Origin of the sequence: Marinobacter antarcticus (assembly GCF_900142385.1) — a bacterium.
GTDB classification, from domain to species: Bacteria; Pseudomonadota; Gammaproteobacteria; order Pseudomonadales; family Oleiphilaceae; genus Marinobacter; species Marinobacter antarcticus.
Genome location: NZ_FRAQ01000001.1, coordinates 926,381 through 949,735, shown reverse-complemented (window position 1 = coordinate 949,735; position 23,355 = coordinate 926,381). Strand labels below are relative to the sequence as shown.

The 23,355-nt window shown below is 56.1% G+C and carries 22 protein-coding genes; 10 read left to right on the top strand and 12 right to left on the bottom strand.

Translation table 11 applies throughout. The annotated features are described in order from the left end of the window. Positions 1–6 precede the first annotated feature (6 nt). The 3 genes from tesB to rd all read right to left on the bottom strand — a co-directional run bounded on the left by tesB (position 7) and on the right by rd (position 2,295). Entirely contained in the window at positions 7–861 is an 855-nt protein-coding gene (tesB, locus tag BUA49_RS04435; protein WP_072795853.1) for an acyl-CoA thioesterase II, read from the bottom strand. Positions 862–953: 92 nt separating this feature from the next. Next, the gene (locus tag BUA49_RS04430; protein ID WP_072795850.1) at positions 954–2,108 is read right to left on the bottom strand and encodes an NAD(P)/FAD-dependent oxidoreductase; all 1,155 of its coding nucleotides are present in this window, start codon (positions 2,106–2,108) and stop codon (positions 954–956) included. Positions 2,109–2,127: 19 nt separating this feature from the next. After that, on the bottom strand, positions 2,128–2,295 hold the full coding sequence (gene rd / locus BUA49_RS04425) for a rubredoxin (protein ID WP_072795848.1): 168 nt from the start codon (positions 2,293–2,295) through the stop codon (positions 2,128–2,130). Between the two features lie 269 nt (positions 2,296–2,564). On the opposite strand from rd, the gene BUA49_RS04420 reads away from it, so the two are divergent. The 5 genes from BUA49_RS04420 (at position 2,565) to phoR (ending at position 6,809) form a co-directional block, all read left to right on the top strand. After that, complete coding sequence (locus tag BUA49_RS04420) at positions 2,565–3,122, top strand: hypoxanthine-guanine phosphoribosyltransferase (RefSeq protein ID WP_072795846.1); 558 nt, start codon at positions 2,565–2,567, stop codon at positions 3,120–3,122. Beyond that, complete coding sequence (locus BUA49_RS04415; RefSeq protein ID WP_072797652.1) at positions 3,103–3,690, top strand: chorismate--pyruvate lyase family protein; 588 nt, start codon at positions 3,103–3,105, stop codon at positions 3,688–3,690. The genes BUA49_RS04420 and BUA49_RS04415 overlap by 20 nt, the downstream gene beginning before the upstream one ends. A gap of 108 nt (positions 3,691–3,798) precedes the next feature. Further along, positions 3,799–4,686, top strand: a complete 888-nt coding sequence (gene ubiA / locus BUA49_RS04410) for a 4-hydroxybenzoate octaprenyltransferase (protein WP_072795845.1) — start codon at positions 3,799–3,801, stop codon at positions 4,684–4,686. Between the two features lie 80 nt (positions 4,687–4,766). After that, on the top strand, positions 4,767–5,459 hold the full coding sequence (gene phoB / locus BUA49_RS04405) for a phosphate regulon transcriptional regulator PhoB (RefSeq protein WP_072795843.1): 693 nt from the start codon (positions 4,767–4,769) through the stop codon (positions 5,457–5,459). A gap of 42 nt (positions 5,460–5,501) precedes the next feature. Continuing rightward, on the top strand, positions 5,502–6,809 hold the full coding sequence (phoR, locus tag BUA49_RS04400) for a phosphate regulon sensor histidine kinase PhoR (protein WP_072795841.1): 1,308 nt from the start codon (positions 5,502–5,504) through the stop codon (positions 6,807–6,809). Positions 6,810–6,833: 24 nt separating this feature from the next. Here phoR and BUA49_RS04395 read toward each other — a convergent pair whose 3' ends face one another. Continuing rightward, complete coding sequence (locus tag BUA49_RS04395; RefSeq protein WP_072795839.1) at positions 6,834–7,688, bottom strand: response regulator; 855 nt, start codon at positions 7,686–7,688, stop codon at positions 6,834–6,836. A 246-nt stretch (positions 7,689–7,934) separates the two neighbouring features. Between BUA49_RS04395 and BUA49_RS04390 the strand changes: the two genes are divergently transcribed. From BUA49_RS04390 to BUA49_RS04375, 4 genes are all read left to right on the top strand, one after another. Next, complete coding sequence (locus BUA49_RS04390) at positions 7,935–9,188, top strand: lytic murein transglycosylase (protein ID WP_072795838.1); 1,254 nt, start codon at positions 7,935–7,937, stop codon at positions 9,186–9,188. Positions 9,189–9,338: 150 nt separating this feature from the next. Further along, on the top strand, positions 9,339–10,022 hold the full coding sequence (locus tag BUA49_RS17850; protein WP_217650397.1) for a THxN family PEP-CTERM protein: 684 nt from the start codon (positions 9,339–9,341) through the stop codon (positions 10,020–10,022). 191 nt (positions 10,023–10,213) lie between these two features. Further along, positions 10,214–11,245 (top strand): metal-dependent hydrolase, encoded by a 1,032-nt coding sequence (locus BUA49_RS04380; protein WP_072795836.1) that lies wholly within the window; start codon positions 10,214–10,216, stop codon positions 11,243–11,245. A 5-nt stretch (positions 11,246–11,250) separates the two neighbouring features. Continuing rightward, on the top strand, positions 11,251–11,943 hold the full coding sequence (locus BUA49_RS04375; RefSeq protein ID WP_072795834.1) for a pseudouridine synthase: 693 nt from the start codon (positions 11,251–11,253) through the stop codon (positions 11,941–11,943). 2 nt (positions 11,944–11,945) lie between these two features. Here the strand turns inward: BUA49_RS04375 and BUA49_RS04370 are convergent, their stop codons facing one another. Genes BUA49_RS04370 through ilvD form a run of 3 tightly spaced genes read right to left on the bottom strand, consistent with a single transcriptional unit; the run spans position 11,946 to position 15,118 of the window. Then, on the bottom strand, positions 11,946–12,425 hold the full coding sequence (locus BUA49_RS04370) for an asparaginase domain-containing protein (RefSeq protein WP_072795832.1): 480 nt from the start codon (positions 12,423–12,425) through the stop codon (positions 11,946–11,948). 47 nt (positions 12,426–12,472) lie between these two features. Next, positions 12,473–13,417: a D-alanyl-D-alanine endopeptidase gene (gene pbpG / locus BUA49_RS04365; protein ID WP_084063488.1), complete on the bottom strand. Its 945-nt coding sequence runs from the start codon at positions 13,415–13,417 to the stop codon at positions 12,473–12,475. Positions 13,418–13,441: 24 nt separating this feature from the next. Continuing rightward, on the bottom strand, positions 13,442–15,118 hold the full coding sequence (ilvD, locus tag BUA49_RS04360; protein ID WP_072795828.1) for a dihydroxy-acid dehydratase: 1,677 nt from the start codon (positions 15,116–15,118) through the stop codon (positions 13,442–13,444). Between the two features lie 127 nt (positions 15,119–15,245). Here ilvD and BUA49_RS04355 point away from each other — a divergent pair, with 127 nt between their 5' ends. Then, entirely contained in the window at positions 15,246–17,645 is a 2,400-nt protein-coding gene (locus tag BUA49_RS04355) for a phosphoketolase family protein (protein ID WP_072795826.1), read from the top strand. 3 nt (positions 17,646–17,648) lie between these two features. Here the strand turns inward: BUA49_RS04355 and BUA49_RS04350 are convergent, their stop codons facing one another. The 5 genes from BUA49_RS04350 to BUA49_RS04330 all read right to left on the bottom strand — a co-directional run bounded on the left by BUA49_RS04350 (position 17,649) and on the right by BUA49_RS04330 (position 23,286). Further along, positions 17,649–19,085, bottom strand: a complete 1,437-nt coding sequence (locus BUA49_RS04350) for an alkaline phosphatase D family protein (RefSeq protein WP_084063487.1) — start codon at positions 19,083–19,085, stop codon at positions 17,649–17,651. 182 nt (positions 19,086–19,267) lie between these two features. Further along, on the bottom strand, positions 19,268–19,843 hold the full coding sequence (locus tag BUA49_RS04345; RefSeq protein WP_072795825.1) for a glutathione S-transferase family protein: 576 nt from the start codon (positions 19,841–19,843) through the stop codon (positions 19,268–19,270). A gap of 151 nt (positions 19,844–19,994) precedes the next feature. Further along, positions 19,995–20,201 (bottom strand): cold-shock protein, encoded by a 207-nt coding sequence (locus BUA49_RS04340; RefSeq protein ID WP_071265711.1) that lies wholly within the window; start codon positions 20,199–20,201, stop codon positions 19,995–19,997. 236 nt (positions 20,202–20,437) lie between these two features. Continuing rightward, complete coding sequence (gene crcB, locus BUA49_RS04335; RefSeq protein ID WP_072795823.1) at positions 20,438–20,818, bottom strand: fluoride efflux transporter CrcB; 381 nt, start codon at positions 20,816–20,818, stop codon at positions 20,438–20,440. Between the two features lie 17 nt (positions 20,819–20,835). Then, positions 20,836–23,286 carry an acyl-CoA dehydrogenase gene (locus BUA49_RS04330; protein ID WP_072795821.1) on the bottom strand — a complete coding sequence of 817 codons (2,451 nt, stop codon included), beginning with the start codon at positions 23,284–23,286 and terminating at the stop codon, positions 20,836–20,838. Positions 23,287–23,355 lie beyond the last annotated feature (69 nt).

Sequence of the window (23,355 nt, the reverse complement as noted above, 5' to 3'; positions counted from 1 at the left end):
GAGCCGTCAGCGCTGGCGAATAAGCGCTTCCTGTGTTGTAGACGCCACCAGAACGCCATCCTGATTGAAAAAATTGCCACGATTAAAGCCACGGCCGGAAGAAGCACTTGGGCTGTCTTTGTCATAAAGCAGCCAGTCCTCCATGCGGAAATCCCGGTGGAACCAGATAGCATGATCAAGGCTTGCGATCTGTAGCCCCTTGTTCATAAAGGACACACCATGGGGATTGAGGGATGTCCCTAGAAACGAAAAGTCCGATGCGTAAGTAAGCAGGCAGCGGTGCAGAACCGGATCATCCGGCAGCGACCCGAGAGCGCGAATCCAGCTCTGTTTGTGGGGCGGGCGCTTTTCAGGCTGAAGCGGGTTCATCGGGTTAACCGGGCGAATTTCGATGGGGCGGTCACGGGTCATGATCTCCCGCAATTTCTCTGGCACCTGCGACGCCATCAACTTGCCCCACTCCTGCTCGGAGCGCAGAGTTTCAGGGTCTGGCGCGTCGGGCATCTCAGCCTGGTGCTCGAAACCCTCTTCAGTAGCATGAAATGACATGGAACCGGTCAGAATTTCCTTGCCATCCTGGCGGGCGATTACCCGGCGAACCGCAAAGCTCCGACCATCGCGCACCCGCTGAACCTCGTAATCGATAGGCATATGCTGGTTGCCCGGGCGCAGAAAATAAGCATGCATAGAATGGCAGAGGCGGCCCTCAACGGTGTGGCTGGCAGCCATCAGCGCCTGCCCGAGAACCTGCCCTCCAAATACATGGGGGAACCCCAGATCCTGACTGTCGCCCCGATAGTGATCATCGCCATTGGGGGACAGATACAGCAGCTCCACCAGTTTTTTTGTAACTTCAAGCATGCCTGCTCCTGTTGATTCGTTAGCACACGAAGGAGTTTCTACCCCAAGCGGGGAGTTTTCGCAACGAAAAGTGCCCGTAGAAGGCAGGGCATTCAAGAATGAATGGGCGGTACGACTTTGGACAACGCCTGTTTTTCCAATGCAAATCGGCCAGTAACCGCAAAACCCAGCACATCGCCTTCCGCATTTTTGAACAGGGCTTTTACATGGGTGCCATCCTGCTCAGCTTCCCAGCCACCTTCAGCACCTGACGGGGGCGGGCAGACAGCAGCCGGGCAACAAGGAGTTTTAATCATCACCGGCATGGTGCCGTAGCTCACTTCGGTTCGCTCACCGACAAGCGTTTTTGCCAGAGCACGGGCACAGGCCATCAGAGGCAGAACATAAAGCAGTACATGACCGTCCACTTCCGCGCAATCGCCCAAGGCATAGACATCCTGAACCGAGGTTTCCAGTGCCCGGTTCACCTTGACTCCACGGCCTGCGTCGATTCCGGCGGCGCGGGCCAGCTCCGTGCGGGGCCGCAGCCCCACCGCAGAAATCACAAGGTCCGCCTGAAGTTTTTCACCATTGGCCAGGAGCAGGGTTACACCCGTTTCTGCCGCCTCGATCCGTTCAACCACCGTTTCCAGATGGAAGCGCACACCCAGTGATTCAAGCTCTGCCTGCACCGCATTGGCGGCGACTGGCGGCAGCAGGCTCGGCATGACGGCATCAGAAGGAGCAATCACCACCACCTCGTAGCCGCCATTCCGCAGATCGTTCGCAAATTCACAGCCAATAAGCCCGGCACCCATAATGGCCACACGGCTTCCCGGCTTCAGTGCCTTGCGGAAGGCTCGGTAATCCTCCAGATCGTTGATCGGGAATACCCGCTCCTGGGCATCACCCGGCATGGTCAGGCGAATGACGTCCGCGCCCCAGGCAAGCACCAGCTTGCTGTACAACAGGCTCTCGCCGTCCAGCAATAACCTGTGACCTTCCGCGTCTATACCGGTCACCGTTGTATAGGTGCGCAATTCCAGATTCAGCTGCTCAGCCATGGCTTCAGTCGCAGCCTGAGCCAGACCGTCTGCATCCTTGCCTTTGGTGAACCCGGTAGACAGCATGGGCTTGGAGTAGCTGACGCCATCATCAGCGGTCACCATTACAATCCGGGTTTCCTTGTCCTGCTTACGGATTTCCCGGGCCAGGGAATAACCCGCCAAACCGGTTCCGACAATAACGATGGGGGCCTGCTCTGTCATAACCATGCTCCGTTCGGGCTCAGCCGATCTCGATCATTTCAAAATCTTCCTTACCCACACCACAGTCGGGGCAGACCCAGTCCTCGGGTACATCGTCCCATGCAGTTCCAGGCTCAATACCATCCTCCGGCCAGCCTTCCGCTTCATCATAGACCAGGCCACATACCACGCACTGCCACTTCTTCATAAACAATCTCTCCGCCACACGCTTGTGGCCGCCATATTAATTGTCGAACAATACCTCAACAAGTGTTTTTATACCGACAGACAGCGAAGCCCGCCTTACCGGTTAATTTCCAAGCCTTGCTGTGCCATGATAACTGGCACACCCGGATTGACCAATGCCGGTGCCGACGCACCCACAAAGCTTTTTCTGCCAACTGTCGGTATTGCACCCCCTCCCCTCCGCCGACCCTCTCCGGTATAATCGCCGGTTTTACGACAGGACCGACCGTTATGAGCGATACCGTCGCCGAAATGAATCAGGTTATGGCCGAAGCTGATTGCCTGGTTGGTGAGCAACAGGTGCAGACTGCTATCCGCAATCTGGCCGACGACATTACCGGCCGCCTAAAAGACTGCAACCCCCTGCTGCTTTGTGTAATGAACGGCGGGCTGATCTTTACCGGCCAACTGCTGCCTCAACTCAGGTTCCCTGTGCAGGCGGAATACCTTCATGCCACGCGCTATCGGCAGGAAACAACTGGCGGTATTCTTGAATGGAAACTTCAACCTGAAGCCAATATGAAAGATCGCATTGTGCTGATTGTTGACGACATTCTTGATGAAGGCACAACCCTGTGCGCCATTGCCGATTACTGCCTGACTCATGGTGCGAAGCAGGTGCTGACAGCCGTGCTGGTCGACAAGCAACATGACCGCAAAGCCCGCCCTGACCTCAAAGCGGATTTCACCGGGCTAAATGTTGAAGACCGCTTCCTGTTTGGCTACGGCATGGATTACAAAGGTTACTGGCGTAATGCGCCTGGGATTTATGCCGTCAAAGGTCTCTGATATCGATACCTGCGAAGACAACGCCAGCCTGATCATTCCGCCAACCGATTGGTACCGGTCTCTCATCGCGGCCGGGCTCCGCAATCCAGCGGTTCATGGCCCGGCACGGCAATGGCTGCAAGTGCAGGGCTCCTTTACCCGGGCCCTGCAGAAACAGTGTGCAAGCTCGTTTCACGTGGAAGTGCAGCGGGAAGGCTTTGCTGCACCGACCCTTGAAGAAGCCAGGCGCCTCGGAATCCCCTTGCGCCAACAGGCGTGGATCCGCGAAGTGCGCCTTTGCGGGGACGGCAAACCCTGGGTTCTCGCACGCACGGTTATCCCCCTCGCCTGTCTGACAGGTGAGGGCCGCCGCCTTATTCATCTTGGTAGCAAACCTCTGGGCGCTTATCTGTTCAGCAGCCGGGGTTGGCAACGCGGGCCGCTTGAAACCGGGCTTTGCAACCACCGGAGTCGCTGCTTGTCGAAAACCGGCGTGCCTGAAATTGCACGCCGCTCCCTGTTCAGAAACCAAAAAAGTGCCCTGCTGGTGGGCGAATACCTGCTACCGGTTCTTTACCGCCAGAGCTGACGAGCCGCCGAAAAGCACTCTGGCTTTCACCCCTGCCCGCACACTGGCTATAATCCCTGCACTTTCGTTTTACAGACATTTTTTAAACACCCGCAAACGGATAGACCCATGCTGCCTGATTCCGTGCCAGAACACATACGGAGCCGACTTGCCGATTACGCACAGTTGCTGCGCATCAACCGCCCTATCGGCACATTGCTCCTGCTCTGGCCTACCTACTGGGCCCTCTGGCTTGCCGGTGACGGCAGCCCCGGCATTGGAAATGTCGTCATCTTTACCTTGGGCGTCTTCTTCATGCGCGCCGCCGGTTGTGCTATCAATGACTTTGCCGACCGGGACTGGGACAAGCACGTCGAACGCACCAAAGACCGTCCGTTGACCACCGGCCGGGTAAAGCCCTGGGAAGCAGTCGCCTTGTTTGGCGGCCTGTGCATCGTCTCGTTTCTGATGGTGGTGCTGTTCACCAACACCCTCACGCTCTACCTGTCCTTTGGCGGAGCCGTGCTGGCGTTTATCTACCCCTTCACCAAACGCTACACCCACCTGCCCCAGCTGTTCCTGGGCGCCGCCTTCTCCTGGGCCATCCCAATGGCATGGGCCGCCGAAGCCGGCGAGCTCAGCCAGGTCACCTGGCTACTGTTCACCGCCAACGTGCTCTGGACAGTCGCTTACGACACTTTTTATGCCATGGTTGATCGCGACGATGATCTCAAGGTCGGCATCAAATCCACGGCCATCCTCTTCGGCGACGCGGACCTTGCCATCATCGGCGTACTTCAGGCCATGGTTGTACTCATCCTCATCATCGTAGGCCACCGCAGTGAGCTGGGAACCTTCTATTATCTGGGGCTGGTTGTCATGGCCGGCCTGTTTATCTACCACCAGTACCTGGCTAAAGATCGCCAACGCGACGGCTGTTTCAAGGCATTTCTGAACAACAATTGGGCGGGATTTGCTGTTTTTACTGGTCTGGTTATGGACCTGATTCTTTCCTGACCAAGCCTGTCATATACTTGTAACACTGGGACGTTGTAATAGGTCAGTAACAAATCAAGGTCTGAAACAGGATATAGATTATGTCTGGAAAAACCGTCCTGATTGTCGACGACGAATCCGCCATCCGCGAAATGATCGCCGTCGCGCTGGAGATGGCCGATTACGAATGCATGGAAGCCGCAGACGCCCGTGAAGCCCACGCCCTGATTATCGACAGGCAGCCCGATATCATACTGCTGGACTGGATGCTGCCCGGCGCCAGTGGCATAGAGCTTGCCAGGCGCCTTAAGAAAGACGAGACCACCGCAGACATCCCCATCATCATGCTTACCGCCAAGGTCGAGGAAGACAATAAAATCCGTGGCCTGGAAGTTGGCGCTGATGATTACATCACCAAACCATTCAGCCCCCGAGAACTTGTCGCCCGCCTGAAAGCCGTACTTCGCCGCGCAACGCCTCCCGGTATCGATGCCCCCATTGATGTAGACGGGCTGACACTGGACCCTTCAAGTCATCGCGTTACCGCAAACGATAGCTCGCTTAACATAGGGCCTACAGAGTACCGCCTGCTGCAATTTTTCATGACGCATCAGGAACGTGTGCATACTCGCTCACAGCTTCTGGACCAGGTATGGGGCGGCAACGTTTACGTTGAAGAGCGTACCGTCGATGTGCACATTCGGCGGCTGCGCAAAGCCCTGGGGGAACGCCACGACTATCTTATTCAGACAGTGAGAGGCGCCGGTTACCGATTCTCTACCCAGCCCGCCTGACAGGCCGGTAAAAACCACAAGAGCAATACAAGGCAGCCTTTCATGCAGCAAAACTGGTCGCGGAACCTGCGCTACACGCTTGCTGGCCTCGCAGGCACCACTCTTGTTGGCCTGTATCTGGGATATCCGGTTTACGGGCTGACCGCCGGGCTGGGAATCTATTTTCTGTGGACGCTTAATCAGACCCGCCGCCTGGGGCAATGGCTGGCAAATCCGGATGCCGCCGATGAAGCGCCCCAGAGTCTGGGTATGTGGGGTGACCTTTTCGAAAAGCTGCACAAACTCAACCAGAACTATCTGCAAACCCGGGATCGGCTGCGGGCAAGAATCGACCGCATACAGGAATCTACCAATGCCATGCATGATGGCGTCGTCATGACCGACGCAAGCGGCGCCATGGAATGGTGGAACGGGGCGGCAGAGCATCTTCTCGGGTTTCGGCGCAATTCGGATCAAGGGCAATACATCTATAATCTCATCCGCACACCGGTCTTCAAATCCTACTTTGACGCCAAAGACTACCGCGAGCCCCTGGAACTCCATTCACCTGCCAAACCCCACATCCATTTGCAGATCCAGATTAGCCTGTTCGGGGAGGATGATCGCCTCATCGTAGCCAAGGATGTCACTCGCCTGCACCAGCTGGAGCTGATGCGCAGGGATTTCGTCAGTAACGTTTCCCATGAAATGCGGACTCCGCTGACGGTAATCAGCGGCTACCTGGAGACTCTGGTGGACAACGCCGATGAGCTCCCGGCCAAATGGCGGCGAGCGGTCAACACTATGGCCACCCAGTCTTATCGCATGGAGGCTCTGATTACCGATCTCATTCTGCTATCCAGAATCGAAACCGGTGAGCAGACAGTAAATGATGCAACAACGGACGTTAACAAGCTGATCCGGCAGATCTGTCAGGATGCCCGGACACTCAGCGGCGAAAACCAGCATGAGATTTCCTTCGAGGCCTCCGATCCGCATCGGCTGAAGGGCGATGAAAGCCAACTGCGCAGCGCCTTCTCCAACCTGATATTCAACGCCGTCAAATACACACCCGCCCGGGGCAGTATCACCGTATCCTGGTTCACCAACAGTTTGGGTGGACACCTGTCGGTAAAAGATACAGGCGCCGGTATCGATCAGGTTCATATTCCCAGGTTAACCGAGCGCTTTTACCGCGCTGACCCCAGCCGGCACAAGGATACCGGAGGCACTGGTCTGGGTCTGGCCATCGTAAAGCACGTACTGATCAACCACGATGGTAGTCTGGAGGTACGCAGCCGACTTGGTGAAGGCAGCGAATTTGTCTGTCATTTTCCGGTGGAACGGCTGGTTGAAGGCCCCGCAGAGTAACTCCTCCCGGATGGGGGATGGAACTCAGCGCTGGCCGGCCCGGAAGCGGGCTACAAAGCGGGAAAGGTCCTCCAGCTTTTTCGGATCCTCATCCACAAACCGGATAGTGACGCTGACAAAATCAGTATCCCGGCGCTTGTCTACCGCCTGCAACTGGTGCACATAGCCGTTTAGCCGCGCCATCTGCCCATCGCCTGTTTCTATATCAACCACCGCCTGGTCCAGGATTCCCGGAAAGACCTGATCCCGCTTTGCGATCACTCGCACTTCCGTCAGATTAATATCCTTGACCACTGACTTCAGAGTACTCTCTGCAAAGCGGATCGAGGCCAGGCTCATACTGCCTTTTGTCACGGCCGGCCTTGAGCCTTCCGGCGACGGAGGTGAGGAGGCCGCGGAGGGCACGGGTTCCCGTTTTTGCGTAAGCAGAGCAGCCGACTCCTTGAACGCATCGGTTGGCCCCGCCATGGATTTGCCACTCCGGTCCATGGCCGCTGTCAGGGTTCTCCCCATCACCTTGATGATTTTTTTGCTCAGGCCTTCCGGGCTGAAAGGCTTGCCAAGGTATTCAGAGGCGCCTTCCTTCACTGCCTCAATCACATGATCCTTGTCGCCACGGCTGGTAATCATGATGAAAGGGGTCTTCTCGTATTGAGGTTGCTGGCGCATCCACTGCAGCAACTCAATGCCGGACATCTCCGGCATTTCCCAGTCACACAGAATCAGATCAAATGTCGTCCGGGACATAAGCGACTGCGCCCTGCGGCCATTCTGGGCGTCGGTGGTTTCTATAACCGGAAAACGCTGGCGTATCGTTCGCTTAACCAGATCTCTCACAAAACTGGCGTCATCAACCACCAGCGCTTTCAGCATTGCCATGTGTCGAACTCTTGTAAATGTATCGCCCAACTATAGATCAAAGGCCCGCAAGGGAAACCCGCAAGCTACAAAAAACCACAAACTTCGAACACGAAAACAGACATACACAGCGCTTCAGAAAACCCTGGAACCAACAGGTTAAAGAACTGTCACTCCTCGCAGCCCCGCAAAGTGTTTCCCTGAACGTAAAACACGCTACCATGGGCTTGGTATCGTCCACACCTTTTACCCTGACCGAGGTTCCACGTGCTGACCAAGTTTGCAAGGATTCTGCCTAAACGGCATATGGTGTGCCGTCTCTCTGTATCCGCTCTTCTGGCCACTTCCGCACTGCCGGCGCTGGCAGAGAGTGCTGTCCTTCCTAAAGCACCCGACGGCTTTGAAGAGTGCAAGCTGCAGTTGCAGGAAAAAGCCATTGCGGCCGGAGTCAGCGCCAAGACGGCCCAAGAGGTGATGACGAAGGTTCAGCATATAGACCGGGTAATCGAGCTAGACCGCAGGCAGCCGGAATTCACCACCACCTTTGCAGACTACCTGAACCGTCGGGTTAACGACGACAGGGTGAACAAGGGTCGTGAGCTAATCAAAGAACACAGCGCGCTGCTGAAAAGGGTGACCGAAGCAACCGGCGTGCCTGCACCCTATCTCGTTGCCTTCTGGGGGCTGGAAACCAACTTCGGCAGCTACTTCGGGAAAATGTCGGTACCAGACTCACTGACAACCCTGGCCTGTGATGCCCGCCGCAGTACTTTCTTTACCACGCAGCTGATCGCCGCACTGCGCATTATTGATGAAGGCGCCATACCGGCAGATCAGATGGAAGGATCCTGGGCCGGCGCCATGGGCCACGTACAGTTCATGCCCACCGTATTCCTGAAGCATGCCGTAGATGCCGATGGTGATGGGCGCCGAGATCTCTGGAACAGCCTGCCAGACGCCATGATGTCGGCCGGGCGTTTTCTCCAGTCCATGAACTGGGACGGAGATTATCGCTGGGGCCGGGAGGCCCTGCTGCCTGAGAACTTTGACTACTCTCTGGCCGACGGCCGGCGCCTTGAACTGAGCAAATGGCGGGAGCTGGGTGTTACCGATGCCTTCGGCAAACCCCTTGCCCGGGAAGATATTACCGCTGCACTGATTGTCCCGGCCGGCCATCAAGGGCCTGCCTTTCTGGCGTATCACAACTTCAAGGTGATCATGGGCTGGAACCGTTCGGAGTTTTATGCCATCGCTGTCGGCCATCTGGCCGATCGTATCGCCGGTGCCGGGATGCTCCAGAATCCTCCTCCAGTGGATACTCCTGCACTCTCAAGAGACACCGTCCTTGAACTTCAGGCTGCTCTCAATGAACGTGGATACGATGCCGGCAAGCCGGATGGAATTACCGGACCCGCAACCCGCTCTGCGATCCGCAAGTATCAGCATGATGAAGGACTGATCGCTGATGGCTTTCCTGGGCAGGAATTGCTGGACAAGCTAGAGGTGGGTGAAACACAGTAGCTGTCGAAATCCTTTACAGGCCAAAAACCAACCAATCACAAGCTGTTGTTATTTATGATTATTTGTTGTTGGCATGAAAATAGCTTTAGGTAACAACATGCGACACAAACTGAGTGTGTTGTTCCACTATTTAAAGCTAGGAGTTATGCCATGAAGATGTTGGCGAAAGGATCCTTTGGTGCACTGCTGTTGACAGCTGCTATGAGTGTTGCGGCGTTTCCGGTTAACGTAACGTCGATTGACGGTACATTCGAGAACGTTAACAGCGGTGTCAACGGCGGCGGCACAAGCCTGATTGATTGGGGCAACAACAGCAGCAGCTATGAATTCATAGGCGCATCACCACTCCCGACCATTAATGACGAAACCCCTTTCGAACTTGGCACACTGAGACACACTAATAATCAAAACGATGCGGGGTCTGGAAGCCTCACTTCGACGGATCTTGCCATCACTCTTGGCTTTGGTTCAGAAGCAGCGGCAGGTACGTTTATCTTTGCTCATGACGAAACAGCAGACAACGGCACAAACCTCGAATGTGGTTTTTACTTCTTTGGTTGCTGGTACTACACAGATTTGGAGAATGCCCCAGTTGACGACACGATTACACAAACTGGCGCCTCAGTCGCAAGCTCCAGCTTTATTCTCGGCGGCTTCGAATACTCGCTGGAATTGCTTGGCCTGAACGCTGTCGGCAGCACTCCCGAAAATACCGTTCGTGACTACAACTTGACGGCTAAACTAACTGCAACAGCTGTACCCGAGCCCGGCACCCTGGCCCTGCTCGGCCTGGGCCTTGCCGGCCTCGGCATGGCACGTCGCCGCAAAGCCTGATTGGCTGACGCGCTAACAGGAACTCCATAGTCCTGTAGTGCACAGAGTACAAAGCTGACACCCCGCGCTTTCATCAAGCCCGGGGTGTCAGCTTTTTTAACACCTGTTTTATTGGCAATTCTTTCTAACCGTGATCTGAACTCCCATTCCGAGCATAATACTCACCATCACTTTCTACTTTTGCGGAATTCATGGACTCAATCACTCAGGCCGCCCTTGGCGCCTCAATCGCGGGCCTTGTGGCAGGCAAAACTCTCGGGCGACCAGTTCTGCTCACCGGCGCATTGCTGGCCACGCTGCCCGATCTTGATGTGCTGATTGATTACGGCACAGCAGTCGCTAACTTTACCCAGCACCGTGGATTCAGCCACTCACTGTTCGTGCTTGCACCTCTGTCGCTGCTGCTTGCCGGCCTACTCTGGCGCTGGAAGCCGGACCCGGGGTTCCCGCGCTGGCTGTTACTCACCGCGTTGATACTCATGACGCACCCGCTACTGGATACCTTTACCACCTACGGCACACAGCTTTTCTGGCCGCTTGGCAGGCCACTTGCCATCAGCAGTATCTTTATTATCGACCCGCTGTATACGCTTCCACTGCTGGCCGGCTGCATCGCCTTTTTAATGCGCCCTCCGGCGCTGCGGGCCATAACGGCTGGCCTGCTTCTGTCCACCGCGTATCTCGGCTGGTCGTTTGTGGCGCAGCAGGTCATTACCGAGCGTGTACAGCCCGCACTCGCCAAAGCCGGCTTCGCTGACGCCGAACTCCTCGTTCAGCCTATGCCCTTCAACACGGTTCTCTGGCGCGCCACCGCGATCACTGATCAGCAAAGGGTAGAAATCGTTACCGGCTTTCTGGATGGCGACGCCCCCTTAACACTTGAATATTTCCCCCGCCAGCCGGAGCTGGCGAGCACCGTCTCGCAATTACCGGAAACCCGTCGCCTTGAGTGGTTCACCCGGGGCTTCCTCGATTACAAAAAGACTTCAGACGGCGAAATCACCGCTACCGACGTTCGTCTGGGCATACCAGGGGCGCATCCTTTCACCTTCGTTCTGGCCAACGAGCAGGATGGCGCAATTACCCCAGGCGATGGCGGAAGAAGACCGAGGCCCGCCATAAATACCGGTGCACTGCCTCTACTCTGGGCCCGCACCACCGGAACTATTCCCGTGCTCTGCCTTGCCAGCCTTGCAACGCCAGCCGTCGGCCAGGAGTGCTGAAAAACATGCGTCTTGATCAGTTTATTGCCACGAGCTCATCACTTTCACGCAAAGAAGCCAGGCGCGCCGTACATGCCGGTAACGTCGAGGTAGATGGTGAGGTCTGGAAAGGTACCGGTAAACACGTGCCAGCCGGCGCTCATGTCCTACTGGAAGGAAGGCAGCTCACTCTGCAGGGTGAGCGCTATCTGATGCTCAACAAGCCTGCAGGCGTCGTCAGTGCGACCCGCGACAGCGATCACCCCACAGCGTTGGATCTTCTGCCGACAGAGCTGACCCGCAACCTTCACATTGCCGGCCGGCTGGATGCCGACACCACAGGCTTACTGTTGCTGACATCCGACGGGCAATGGTCTCACAGGATCACTTCACCCAGAGTAGACTGCCCTAAAACCTACCGGATAAACCTGAGCACCTCTATTTCAGATTCCGCCATCAAAACTCTGGAAACCGGCGTTATGCTTCATAACGACAGCAAGCCGACAAAGCCCGCGCAGGTAAAGGTTCTGGAGCAGAAGCTAATCGAGTTAACGATTTCAGAAGGGCGTTACCACCAGGTCAAACGCATGTTGGCAGCGGTAGGCAATCATGTGGAAGCTCTGCATCGGCAAAGCATAGGGAACATTACTCTCGACCCGGCACTGAAGCCCGGAGCTTACCGGGAGCTGACAGACCTGGAAGTCGCCTCGGCGGACTGACCTTAGGTGCGTTCGAAACGCTGGGCTTTCAGGTTTTTGCGCACGGCACCTGCCTCAAATACCTCTCCGTTCATGGCGATATAGACTCCGGGCGGCAAAAGCTGAACAGCCGCCCACGCAAAACCAATATTGAAGACCGCATCGCTGCGACGCATTCGCGCTGGCTGCATGGCCCCCGTAAGAACAATGGTTTTGTCATTCAGAGACGACAGCGCCTGGGCAGTTGCAGCCATCGTGTCAGTGCCGTGGGTAATCAGAACACGGCTACTGTCACAGGCCGTGACGGCCGCAAGAACCAGCCCTCGATCCCCATCGGTCATCTCCAGGCTGTCTTTACGTAACAGGCCCTGCAGGCGGTAACCCTTGTGGATATTGGATTCCGCCAGGAGTTCCGGCACCAAAGACTCACCGATTTCAAATTCGCTGTTGGCGTCAAAATACACCTTGTCGATGGTGCCGCCAGTGGTAAAGATCCGGATCATGGGGTTTCTGCCCTGTTCAGCTTGCTGCGCGTTATTTCGCGCGCATTTTAATTCAGAGCGGCAGTGGTGCTGTGAGCCGCCGAGTTGTAGGCAGCATTCTTCTCTTGTGCGTATTGCCGCGCAGCTTTCGCCACCTGCCCGCTAGCACCGGTATCCAGCCAGCGCTTGATACGTCCGGCATCCCCCATGGGCGACCGGGTGCCCAGAGAATCCAGAAGAACCGTAACCACTCTCTTGCCATTCATTTGGGAAATCATCACGAGACAGCGCCCGGCTTCCGAAAGATAGCCGGTTTTGCTCAACCCCACACCCCAGCTTTCACGGTGCACCAGAGCGTTGGTATTGCCAAAGGACAAACTGTACCGGGGCTTGCGGAACTGACCACGAAAATAATCGGTTGTGGTGTACTCCCGAATCTCCGGATAGTCTGCGGCCGCATTAACCAGCCTTACCAGATCCCCCGCAGTTGAGAGATTCTCCGCCGAAAGCCCGGTCGGATCCACAAAGCGGGTGCCCGTCATGCCAAGGGCTTTTGCCTTGGCGTTCATGGCTTCAATAAACCCATCGAAACCACCTGGATGGCTTCGGGCGAGCGTGTAGGCGGCAAAGTTCTCTGACGACATCAGCGCAATGCGCAGCACATCGGCACGACGCATCTGCGAGCCAATCCGGATGCGGCTGTAGGCATTGGCCGCAGCAGGCGTATGACGTTTCTGGAAGACCAGCCATTCATTCAGCGGTGCTCCGGACTCGAGCACCACCAGGGCTGTCATCACTTTGGTAATGGAGGCAATAGGCACGGAGCGATCGGCGTTTTTACCAAATACCAGATCATTACTGCCGGCCAAGGCCACTGCCGCGTTGACAGACGCCAGGTTCGGGCCCTGGATATCAACATCGGATTTGCCGGTATCTTTCTGATGGGCGTGAACCAATATCGGCAGGCTGAAGACCAGCCACAACACCATCCTCGCCATATTCTTTGTATTCATCTATTACGCTCTATCTTGACGGTTTCAGGGCAGATCGGTAACTGCGCCAGTGGAGGCAGAGCTTACGGTGCGGGCGTATTTTGCCAGCACGCCCCGGGTAAAGCGTGGCTGGGGTGCTACCCAGGCTGCACGCCGGCGTTCCAGCTCCTGCGCTGATACATCCAGCTCAATGCTGTTGGCTACCGCATCAATGGTAATTGTATCGCCATCCTCAACCAGCGCAATGGGGCCACCGCTTGCAGCTTCGGGAGTAATGTGGCCAACCACAAATCCGTGGCTACCGCCGGAAAAACGACCGTCAGTAATCAGTGCCACATCATTGCCCAGACCCTTGCCCATGATCGCCGACGTAGGCGTCAGCATTTCACGCATACCCGGACCACCTTTAGGGCCTTCGTAACGAATAACCAGCACGTCACCGGCAACGACGGTGCCGTCCATAATCCGTTCCTGGGCTTCCTCTTCAGAATGGAATACCCGAGCGCGACCGGAAAAGTGAGTACCCTCTTTACCGGTAATCTTGGCCACCGAGCCTTCAGGAGCCAGGTTGCCGTAGAGAATACGCAAATGACTATCCGCTTTAACGGGGTTATCAAACGCGTGAATAATGTCCTGGGCCTCCGGATAGGGCGCAACAGACGCCAGGTTTTCGGCCAGCGTCTGCCCGGTTACGGTCAGGCAATCCCCATGCAGAAGCCCCCGCTCCAGCAGCATTTTCATCAGGGGCTGAATGCCGCCGATCGCCACCAGTTCCGACATCATGTAATGCCCGCTCGGGCGCAAATCTGCCAGCACGGGGACACGCTTGCCAATCTCGACGAAGTCATCGAGGCTGAGCTCAACACCCACTGTGCTGGCCATCGCCAGAAGATGCAGAACCGCGTTGGTTGAGCCGCCCAGGGCGATCACCACCGCAATGGCATTTTCAAATGCCTCACGGGTCATGATGTTCGAGGGCTTGATGTCCTTGTCAAGAAGGTTCAGAACCGCTGCACCTGCGGCTCGGCAGTCGTCCATCTTATTGGTGGAAACTGCATTCTGCGCTGAACTGCCTGGCAGGCTCATGCCCATGGCTTCGATCGCGGACGCCATGGTATTGGCGGTGTACATGCCACCACAGGAACCCGGGCCGGGTATGGCCGTTTCCTCAATCTGTTTTACTTCGATCAGATCAAGGTCTCCGCGGGCATGGGCACCCACCGCCTCGAATACCGAAACAATATCGGTGTGATTCTTACCGGGCAAAATCGTGCCGCCATACACAAACACTGACGGCCGGTTCAGCCGGGCCAAACCCATCATGCAGCCCGGCATATTCTTGTCACAGCCGCCGATGGCAACCAGTCCATCAAATCCCTCGCAGCCTGCCACGGTTTCTATGGAGTCCGCGATGACTTCCCGGGAAACCAGGGAGTACTTCATACCCAGGGTGCCATTGGCAATGCCGTCGGAAACGGTGATGGTATTGAAGATCAACGCTTTGCCACCGGCCGCATCGGCTCCGGCCGAAGAAGCCTCCGCCAGCTCATTGATGTGCATATTACACGGCGTCAGATTGCTCCAGGTAGATGCAATACCAATCTGGGGTTTGCGGAAATCGTCGTCGGTGAAGCCGACGGCCCGGAGCATGGCCCGGCTCGCGGACTTGCCAATACCGTCCACCACGGGGGCGGAATAACGGCGGCGTTTGTCATCGGTCATCAGTCTCTCCTTAAAAAACGTTCACACACCACAGCTGCCGGAAGCCTGTCCGACTGACCTGCATCAAGCGGCTTGTTGTCCGCGTGTCTTACACTCGTTGAAAATAATCAGGCCGTGGAGGCACACTATGTCATCACCCATTTCGCCATCAGCGGCTTGCCCCGACTATGAATTGTGGCGCCAAGGCTACGGCGTCATCCAGCATACCGAAACTACTTGCGATCATGTACACATTCTCGCTTCGCGTCTTGTTGCTGCCGGCCACCAACCTGATACCGCAACAGTCTATCGCAAGCTTGCAGATCTTGACCGGCTGACCAGCGCCGGTCTCTGGCTGGTTGTGCATATGACCTATGCAAACCGCGTTGACAGCTCCGGCGCCCAGCTAGCAGCGCGGGACTTCAAGTGCAATCCCGAGGGCCATACCGGCGGTGCACTGAATATGGTGCCTGCTTACGCGGCCTACCTGGCACTCAATAACCTGACCGGACAGACCCGGAGTTGGCTGATGGGCCAAGGGCATTGTGTAGCAGCCATAGATGCGCTGAACGTGCTAACTGGCAATTTGCTCCCGGAACAGCATGCACGTTACACAGGAACAGACGGGCTATCACGGATGGTAGCGGATTTTTACAGCTACCAGCAAAAACCCGATGGTAGTATGGCTGCGCCATTGGGCAGCCACGTTAACCCATACACAGCGGGCGGTATTATTGAGGGCGGCTATCTGGGCTTTGCCGAGCTTCAATACGCCCATATGCCGTTGCCAGGAGAATCTCTGGTGGCATTTCTTTCCGACGGCGCCGCCGAAGAGCAGCGCGGCGGCGACTGGGTTCCGCGCTGGTGGCGGGCAGCTGACTGCGGGCCGGTAACGCCAGTTATGATTGCCAATGGCCGCCGTATCGAGCAACGCACTGAGCTGGGCACACGCGAAGGGCTTGAGCGATTCGAGATGCATCTGGCAGCCCGGGGGTTTGATCCATTTCGGTTTGATGGTCGCGACCCGGCCGCGTTTGTCTGCGCACTGGCAGAAATGGAGCATTCGCTGCAATACCGGAGCGCCCGCGCCCTTGACGGCGAACTGGACTACCCGATTCGTATCCCCTACGGCATTGCAGAAACGGTCAAAGGCTTTGGCTTTTATGGGGCAGGGCTTAACGCCGCTCACAACCTGCCGTTGCCGGGCAATCCGCGAATGGACGTCCGTGCCCGGGAGCTGTTCCGGGAACACGCATCCCGCTTGTGGGTCGCTCCGGACGAGCTTGCCGGCAGTGTGCTGCGCCTGAAGGAGCACGAACAACAGGCCCGGCCTCTGGAGCGTGACCATCCTCTGGCAAAACGCAACCCTCCAGACCTTGTCATACCAGCCATCGCTGCATGTCACGACCAGGTCTCCCCGATGCTGGCGGTGGATAATTTCTTCCGGGCTCTGGTCACGCAAAATCCTGATCTGCGAGCCCGGGTGGGCAACCCCGACGAACTTGCCAGTAATCGCCTGAACGGCGTTCTGGAAGATCTCAAGCATCGAGTAAACGACCCCGAAAACTCATCGGAGTCGGTACACGGAAAGATCATCACAGTGCTGAACGAGGAGGCGGTCGTTTCTGCCTGCCTGGCGAACAAAGCCGGGCTCAATCTGGTTGCCAGCTACGAAGCTTTCTGCGTGAAAATGCTCGGCGCCCTCCGGCAGGAGCTTATTTTTGCACGCCATCAGAAAGCCGCTGGCCGTCCTGCCCGCTGGCTTGGACTGCCGGTTATTGCCACATCTCACACCTGGGAAAACGGGAAAAACGAACAGTCCCATCAGGACACCACCTTCTGTGAAAGCCTGCTGGCGGAAATGAGCGATGTGTCCCGGGTTATCTTTCCCGCCGATTACAACAGCACCCTTGCGGTGCTTCCCTCGGTCTTTACCGGGCGGGGAAAAATCAGTTGCATGGTGATTCCAAAGCGGGAACGGCCTTGTGTTTTTGATGCCCGGGAAGCCGAAACGCTTGCCCGGCATGGTGCTCTGGTCGTTGATGAAGATACGTCCGGGGGTGAGCCGATACTGCTGATTGCCAACGGCGCCTACCAGCTGTCAGAGGCCATCCGCGCCTGTGAACGCCTGCGCGAGACCGGGACATCATTCCGCTTGGTCTATTTGCAGGAACCAGGACGTTTCCGCGAACCAAGAGACCCCCTGGAAGCGGAAAGCTGTATATCTGAGTTTGAGCGGGAACGCCCGTTTCCGAGCCGATTACACCGAAGGGTTGCGCTGACTCACATGCGGCCAGAAATCTTCCGTGGGCACCTGCATCCGCTCTTCCCGGACCCGGGCCACAGCAGAGTGCTGGGTTATATTAACCAGGGCGGTACGCTGAACGAGGCCGGCATGCTGTTTGCCAATCGCTGTTCCTGGGGCCACACGCTGGCGGCCTGCGCCAGCGTTATGGGCAAGCCCCCCGGTGAGTGGCTGTCCAGTGCCGAGCTGGCAGCTGTAGAAGGCCGCGGCGACCCTGTTCTGATCACACGCGGCCTGCCCTGACGGTCAGGTGACAACCGACTCCACTCGCCGGTTGCCCGCCCCGGGCCGAACGATTCGGCTCGTGCTGCGAGCTGTATCTATGGCGTAATCACGGGATTTGATTGTGTCGACAAAGTACCAGTCCGCCTTGGCTTCCTGAGCAGTAAAGGTCACGACCATATAACCGCGCTGATTGATGTTCAGGTAATCCAGATCATCTACCAGTACACCGATGCCTTGCTCTGCGCCACCAATCAGACTCTCGGGTAACTCCAGATACTCCTCAAGGCCCGGCGACGATACCGACGCTGTCGCGAACTCCACGCCAATCTGATCACCGTTTAAGTCTTTCAGGTTGTTGGCCCAAGCGTTATGGGTATCTCCAGCCAGTACCACAAGGTTTTTATTCAACTGCTTTGCGGTACCCAATACCACCTCACGCTCATACTGATAACCATCCCAGGCATCCAGGTTGTATGGGGCGACGGTATTTATCCGCGCCAACTCTTCGGGTGTCAGTGAGGGATCGTTTGCTTGCTGCCGACCTTTAAGCTGCGCCAGCTCCCCAAGCACCTGCCAAGTGGCGGAAGAGTACCCCATTTGGGCCTGCAGCCAGAGCAGCTGCTCGGCTCCGAGCAAGGTGCGGTTCGTGCTCCCCACATCCGCTATGAACCGGGCCTGGTCAAGCTGGCCTCCCGTCGTGAAGTAGTCCAGATAGTCCAGCTGTTCATCACGGCCCATGTGGCGGGTGTCCAGCATATGCAGGTCGACCAGGTCTCCGAATCGGAAGGTGCGGAAAATCGCCTCGTCATTGTCTTCAATGACCGGGCGGATCGGCATCCATTCAAAGTATGCCTGCAAGGCCTCAAGTTTACGGATGCCATAATCACCTTCGCTGGCGTTGTGGTTACCGGCACCGTTTTCCCAGGCGTCGTTGGCGACCTCATGGTCATCCCAAACCACGATAAACGGCACTTTGCTGTGCAACGTCTGAAGATCAGCATCGCCCCGATAAATACCGTAACGACGTCGGTAATCCTTCAGCCTGATCAGTTCCAGGTCGTTGTCCGCCGGGAATGTGTGATTCAGTGAAGCCGCATCTGCAGCGGCGTAGCTGTCCGCTGAACTGCTGTATTCATAAATATAGTCACCCAGATGCACCACGGCATCCAGATCATCGCGCTTGCTGATTTCGCGATAGACGTTGAAGTAGCCAGCCGGGTAGTTCGCGCAGGAAACCACTGCCAGCCGAACCAAATCCACGCTACCCTCGGGCAACGTCAGCGTCGTGCCGACTGAAGACTGACTGTCGGAAGTAAGGAACCGGTAGTAATACGTCTGGCCTGCCGAAAGACGCCGCACATCCACTTTCACCGTAAAATCGTGAGCCTTTTTGGCGTCTGCGGTACCGGACACCCAGTGCCCGAAACGCAACTGCGCGCGCCTTGAGGGCGCTACCATAGAACCTAGTCTGCTTGAGTTAAGAACACATTGCCGAATTGCGACAACACGATGTCAAATTACGACACGCAAACAGGCAATCGAGCATTGCCTTCAGAATGGCAAAATACTAGCGGGGAGAATGACGGGGAAATGAGAGGTGATAGGGTGCCCGTCAAGCCGGGCACCCTGCGGTGTGTCGTTTACGACTGCCGCGGGTCTGATTCGGCAACCCAGGGTTTGGTTTTTCGGCTGTCACGAAACGCAAGCAGGCTTTCAATACCGGTGAAATCCACAAGGTCACGGAAATCCAGCCAGTCCACCAGGCAATAGAGGCACATTGCAGGGTAATTCCAATGTTCAAACTGACCGTCTTCCACCTGAGCGGCGAGGGTGCGCATGGTGGTCATAATGCGCTCACGCTGCAGATCAAAAAACAACACGCCCGGAGCATCTACATCCAGCCCGGAGCGTCTGGCCAACAGCAGGATGACAGCTGAGTCGTTGGCGCCATCAATCAGGGTTAGCTGGTTCTGCTGATCCCAGGTGAGAGGATCCCTGCCCTGCTTGGCGCTGATATAACGGGAAATAATGCGTGAGTCATAGATCTCCTGTCCATCGCTTTCCAGTACGGGTATTTTAAGGGCCGGATTGTTACGCCTGATTTCATCACGGTCTGCGCCGTAAATATCAAGGTTAACGAAGTCGTAACGCTCTTCATCGAGCAGGATGCGGATGCGCCGAACGTATGGCGAGGTAGTTGATCCAATCAGCTTCATAAACTCTCCGGTTGTATAACCCAGTAATACTCTGTGTCCGACTGAAATGTACCACATCAAAGCCCTGGCGCAGGAAAAATACCGGACTTTCACAACGAAAAAAGGCAGCCGAAGCTGCCTTTTTGGCGATTACTACTCTATCCGTGCGGGATTAGAGAGGAGTAACGTTTTCCGCCTGAGGGCCTTTCTGGCCCTGAGTAACGGTAAACTCGACTTGCTGGCCTTCTGCCAGAGTCTTGAAACCGCTGCCCTGAATAGCGCTGTAGTGAACAAAAACGTCCGGGCCGCCTTCACGAGTGATAAAGCCAAAGCCTTTAGCTTCGTTGAAGAACTTAACAGTACCGGTAGTAGTAGACATACTTAAACTTCCTGAAATCAATCATATTATCTGCTGCCATTCACTGAATGTGGCCGGTCAGCGTTTTACGGAAATACAGAACTCGCGGAATCAAAAACAGGACGGTCACTACTAACTGCGGAGTACGTCTTATTCATGAAATGCTTTACTGAATCTTTCCTTCATCAAATACTTTACTCCTGAATCACCGACTTGCCAAGTAGATTTGAAATAAAATTTGTAGGTAATAATACCCATCAGCCCTTCACCAGACCGAAGGTGTAAATACCCAGCGCGGTCATCAGAATGGAACCCACAACATGTACGAGAATGCCGGTGATGGCCATTGCCCATTTACCGTCCTGAATCGCTGCAAACATTTCCAGGGAAAACGTGGAAAAGGTCGTCAGCGCACCACACAGACCAGTGATGGCAAACAGGCGCCACTCTGGCGCCAGTGCACTGCCATGGCTAAAGTAGCCGATCAGTAAACCAACCAGCCAACCACCACTGAGGTTGGCTGCCACGGTGCCAAATGGAATCGCGTGATAGCTGCTGTTCAGCCACAGCCCCAGCAGCCAACGCAGATTGGCGCCGATAACAGCGCCGACACTAACGGCAAAAAACGATAACCACATGGCGGCCTGCCGTCCTGTTACGCGGGATTGTGGTCAATCACGGTTTCCTTGTTACGGGCAAACTCATCAAACGGAAAATCATCCACGGTGAGCATTTCCAGCACCACCACTTCGTACTCGCGCATGAAGTCCGCTTCTTCTTTGGTGTAGATGCCCGCTTCCAGCGCCGCCTCAAACCGCTCTTCCGGATGCAACGCAGTCATGGGCAGTTCACCTTTGGCGTAGGCCTTGGTGGCTTTACGATAGAGCTGCTCAGCCTTGTCGTAGTCCTTCAACAAGCCGTTGTATGAGGCCACCGGGTTTTTCACTGAACCTTCACCTTCTGTCGTCCAGGTACTGGCAAGCAGCTTGTGACGAATGGGCGTGTCGGTGGAAATGAACCGGGCAAGCTTGCGCGCCTGATCATCATGGGGATTGCCCCAGCTCCGGCCCAAAGGCAGAGTGACCGCACGCAGAACCAGTGCTACCGCTCGATTCGGAAGGTTCTGGAGAAACGCATCCAGGGCTTCTTCGGTACGATGCAGCAACAAACCAAGACTGTATTGCATCACTTCTTTTTCACCTTCCACCGGCTGTGTTTCATGCCAGTTCTTGAGCACCATAGACGCCAGGTACAGGTTGGACAGCATGTCGCCGAGACGCGCGGAAATGAGCTCACGCATTTTCAGTTCACTACCAAGCGTGGTCATGGCGGCATCCGAACACAAGCCAAAGGCAGCACTGAAGCGCGCAACAGCCTGAGCATACTTTCGGCTGGCGCTGTCGAACGGAACATCCGCACGGCCAAGGCCGAGCGCCTGAGTAAAGGCTCGGGCCGAGTTGCCGAAAATCAGGCCGGCGTGGCCGAAGAAGGCATCATCGAACGCATGGATATCATCGTTATCTTTGGCAGCCAGTTCTTTGAGCACGTATGGATGGCAGCGGATAGCTCCCTGACCGAATATCATCAGGCTGCGGGTCATGATGTTTGCACCTTCCACCGTAATCGATACGGCGGAACCGCTAAAGCCAATACCCAGATAGTTACGCGGCCCAAGGGTCACCGTTTTACCACCGTGAACATCCATGGCATCGGTGAGTATCTCACGCTGCATTTCGGTCAGGTGATACTTGAGAATCGCCGACGGAACGGCCGGCTTTTCGCCTTTGTCAATCATGTTGGCGGTGTGGTTGACCGCCGCCTGTGCAATGTACGTTTTGGCTGCAATGCGCGCCAGTGGCTCCTGCACGCCCTCCATGTCCGCCACCGGCGTATTGAACTGACGGCGGATGCGGGTGAAACCGCCGGCTGTGCCCACTGAGTAGGCAGCCGCACCCGCAGCGCCGGAGGGCAGCGTGATACAACGGCCTACAGAGAGGCACTCAACCAGCATACGCCAGCCCTGCCCGGCCATTTCCAGTCCACCGATAATGTAATCCAGCGGTATAAATACGTCCTTGCCAATGATCGGGCCGTTCAGGAAGGGACTGCCGATGGGGCAGTGACGGCGGCCGATTTCCATACCCTTGGTATCGCGGGGTATCAGCGCACAGGTAATGCCATAGTCTTTTGTATCGCCTAGCAGCCCATCCGGATCAAACATCCGGAACGCCAGGCCAACAACGGTTGCAATGGGCGCAAGAGTAATCCAGCGCTTTTCAAAATCCAGCTTGATACCAACAACTTCCTTACCATCTATCTCACGCTTGCACACGATGCCGGCATCCGGCAAAGAGGTTGCATCCGAGCCCGCGCGGGGACCAGTGAGACCAAAACAGGGAATTTCCCGGCCATCGGCCAGACGCGGCAAATAATGGTTCTTCTGCTCATCAGTACCGTACTTGACCAGCAACTCACCAGGGCCGAGAGAGTTAGGCACGCCAACAGACACCATGAGCATTTCATTGGCAGCAATCTTCTGCAGCACTGCTGTCTGGGCCTTGGCGGAGAAGCCCAGCCCGCCGTATTCTTTGGGGATAATCATTCCGAAGAACTTCTCGTTCTTGAGAAAATCCCAAAGCTCTTTCGGAAGATCAGCGCGCTCAACGGCAATATCCCAGGCATCACACATGGATATAGCGTGAACGCACTGATTATCTACGAAGGCCTGCTCTTCTTCACTCAGGCCCGTATGGCGGTTGATCAACAGGTTGTGCCAATCTGGACGACCGGTAAACAACTCACCGTCCCAGCCTACCGTGCCTGCCTCAAGAGCCACCTTTTCGGTGTCGGAGACCTTCGGGGCAACCTTTTTGAACATGGCAAAAACACGTGGCGTGAGCCAGCTCTGACGCAGAGCTGGCAAGCCGGCGGCAGCAGTAACAGCGGCTCCGACAAAAAGAACCAGAGCCAGCCATCCTGATGCAAAAAGCATCGACAGCACACCAACCACAACCATTACACCAATAGCCGGCCGGGCACCGGATTCACGCCGCATGACAACCAACAAGGCTACCAGCGCCACCAGAAACAGAATAAAAGTCATCATAGGTTCTCTCTGTCATCCATGGTTTAAGACTACAAATTGTTACGTTTACGGTATCTCATCAGATGAGTA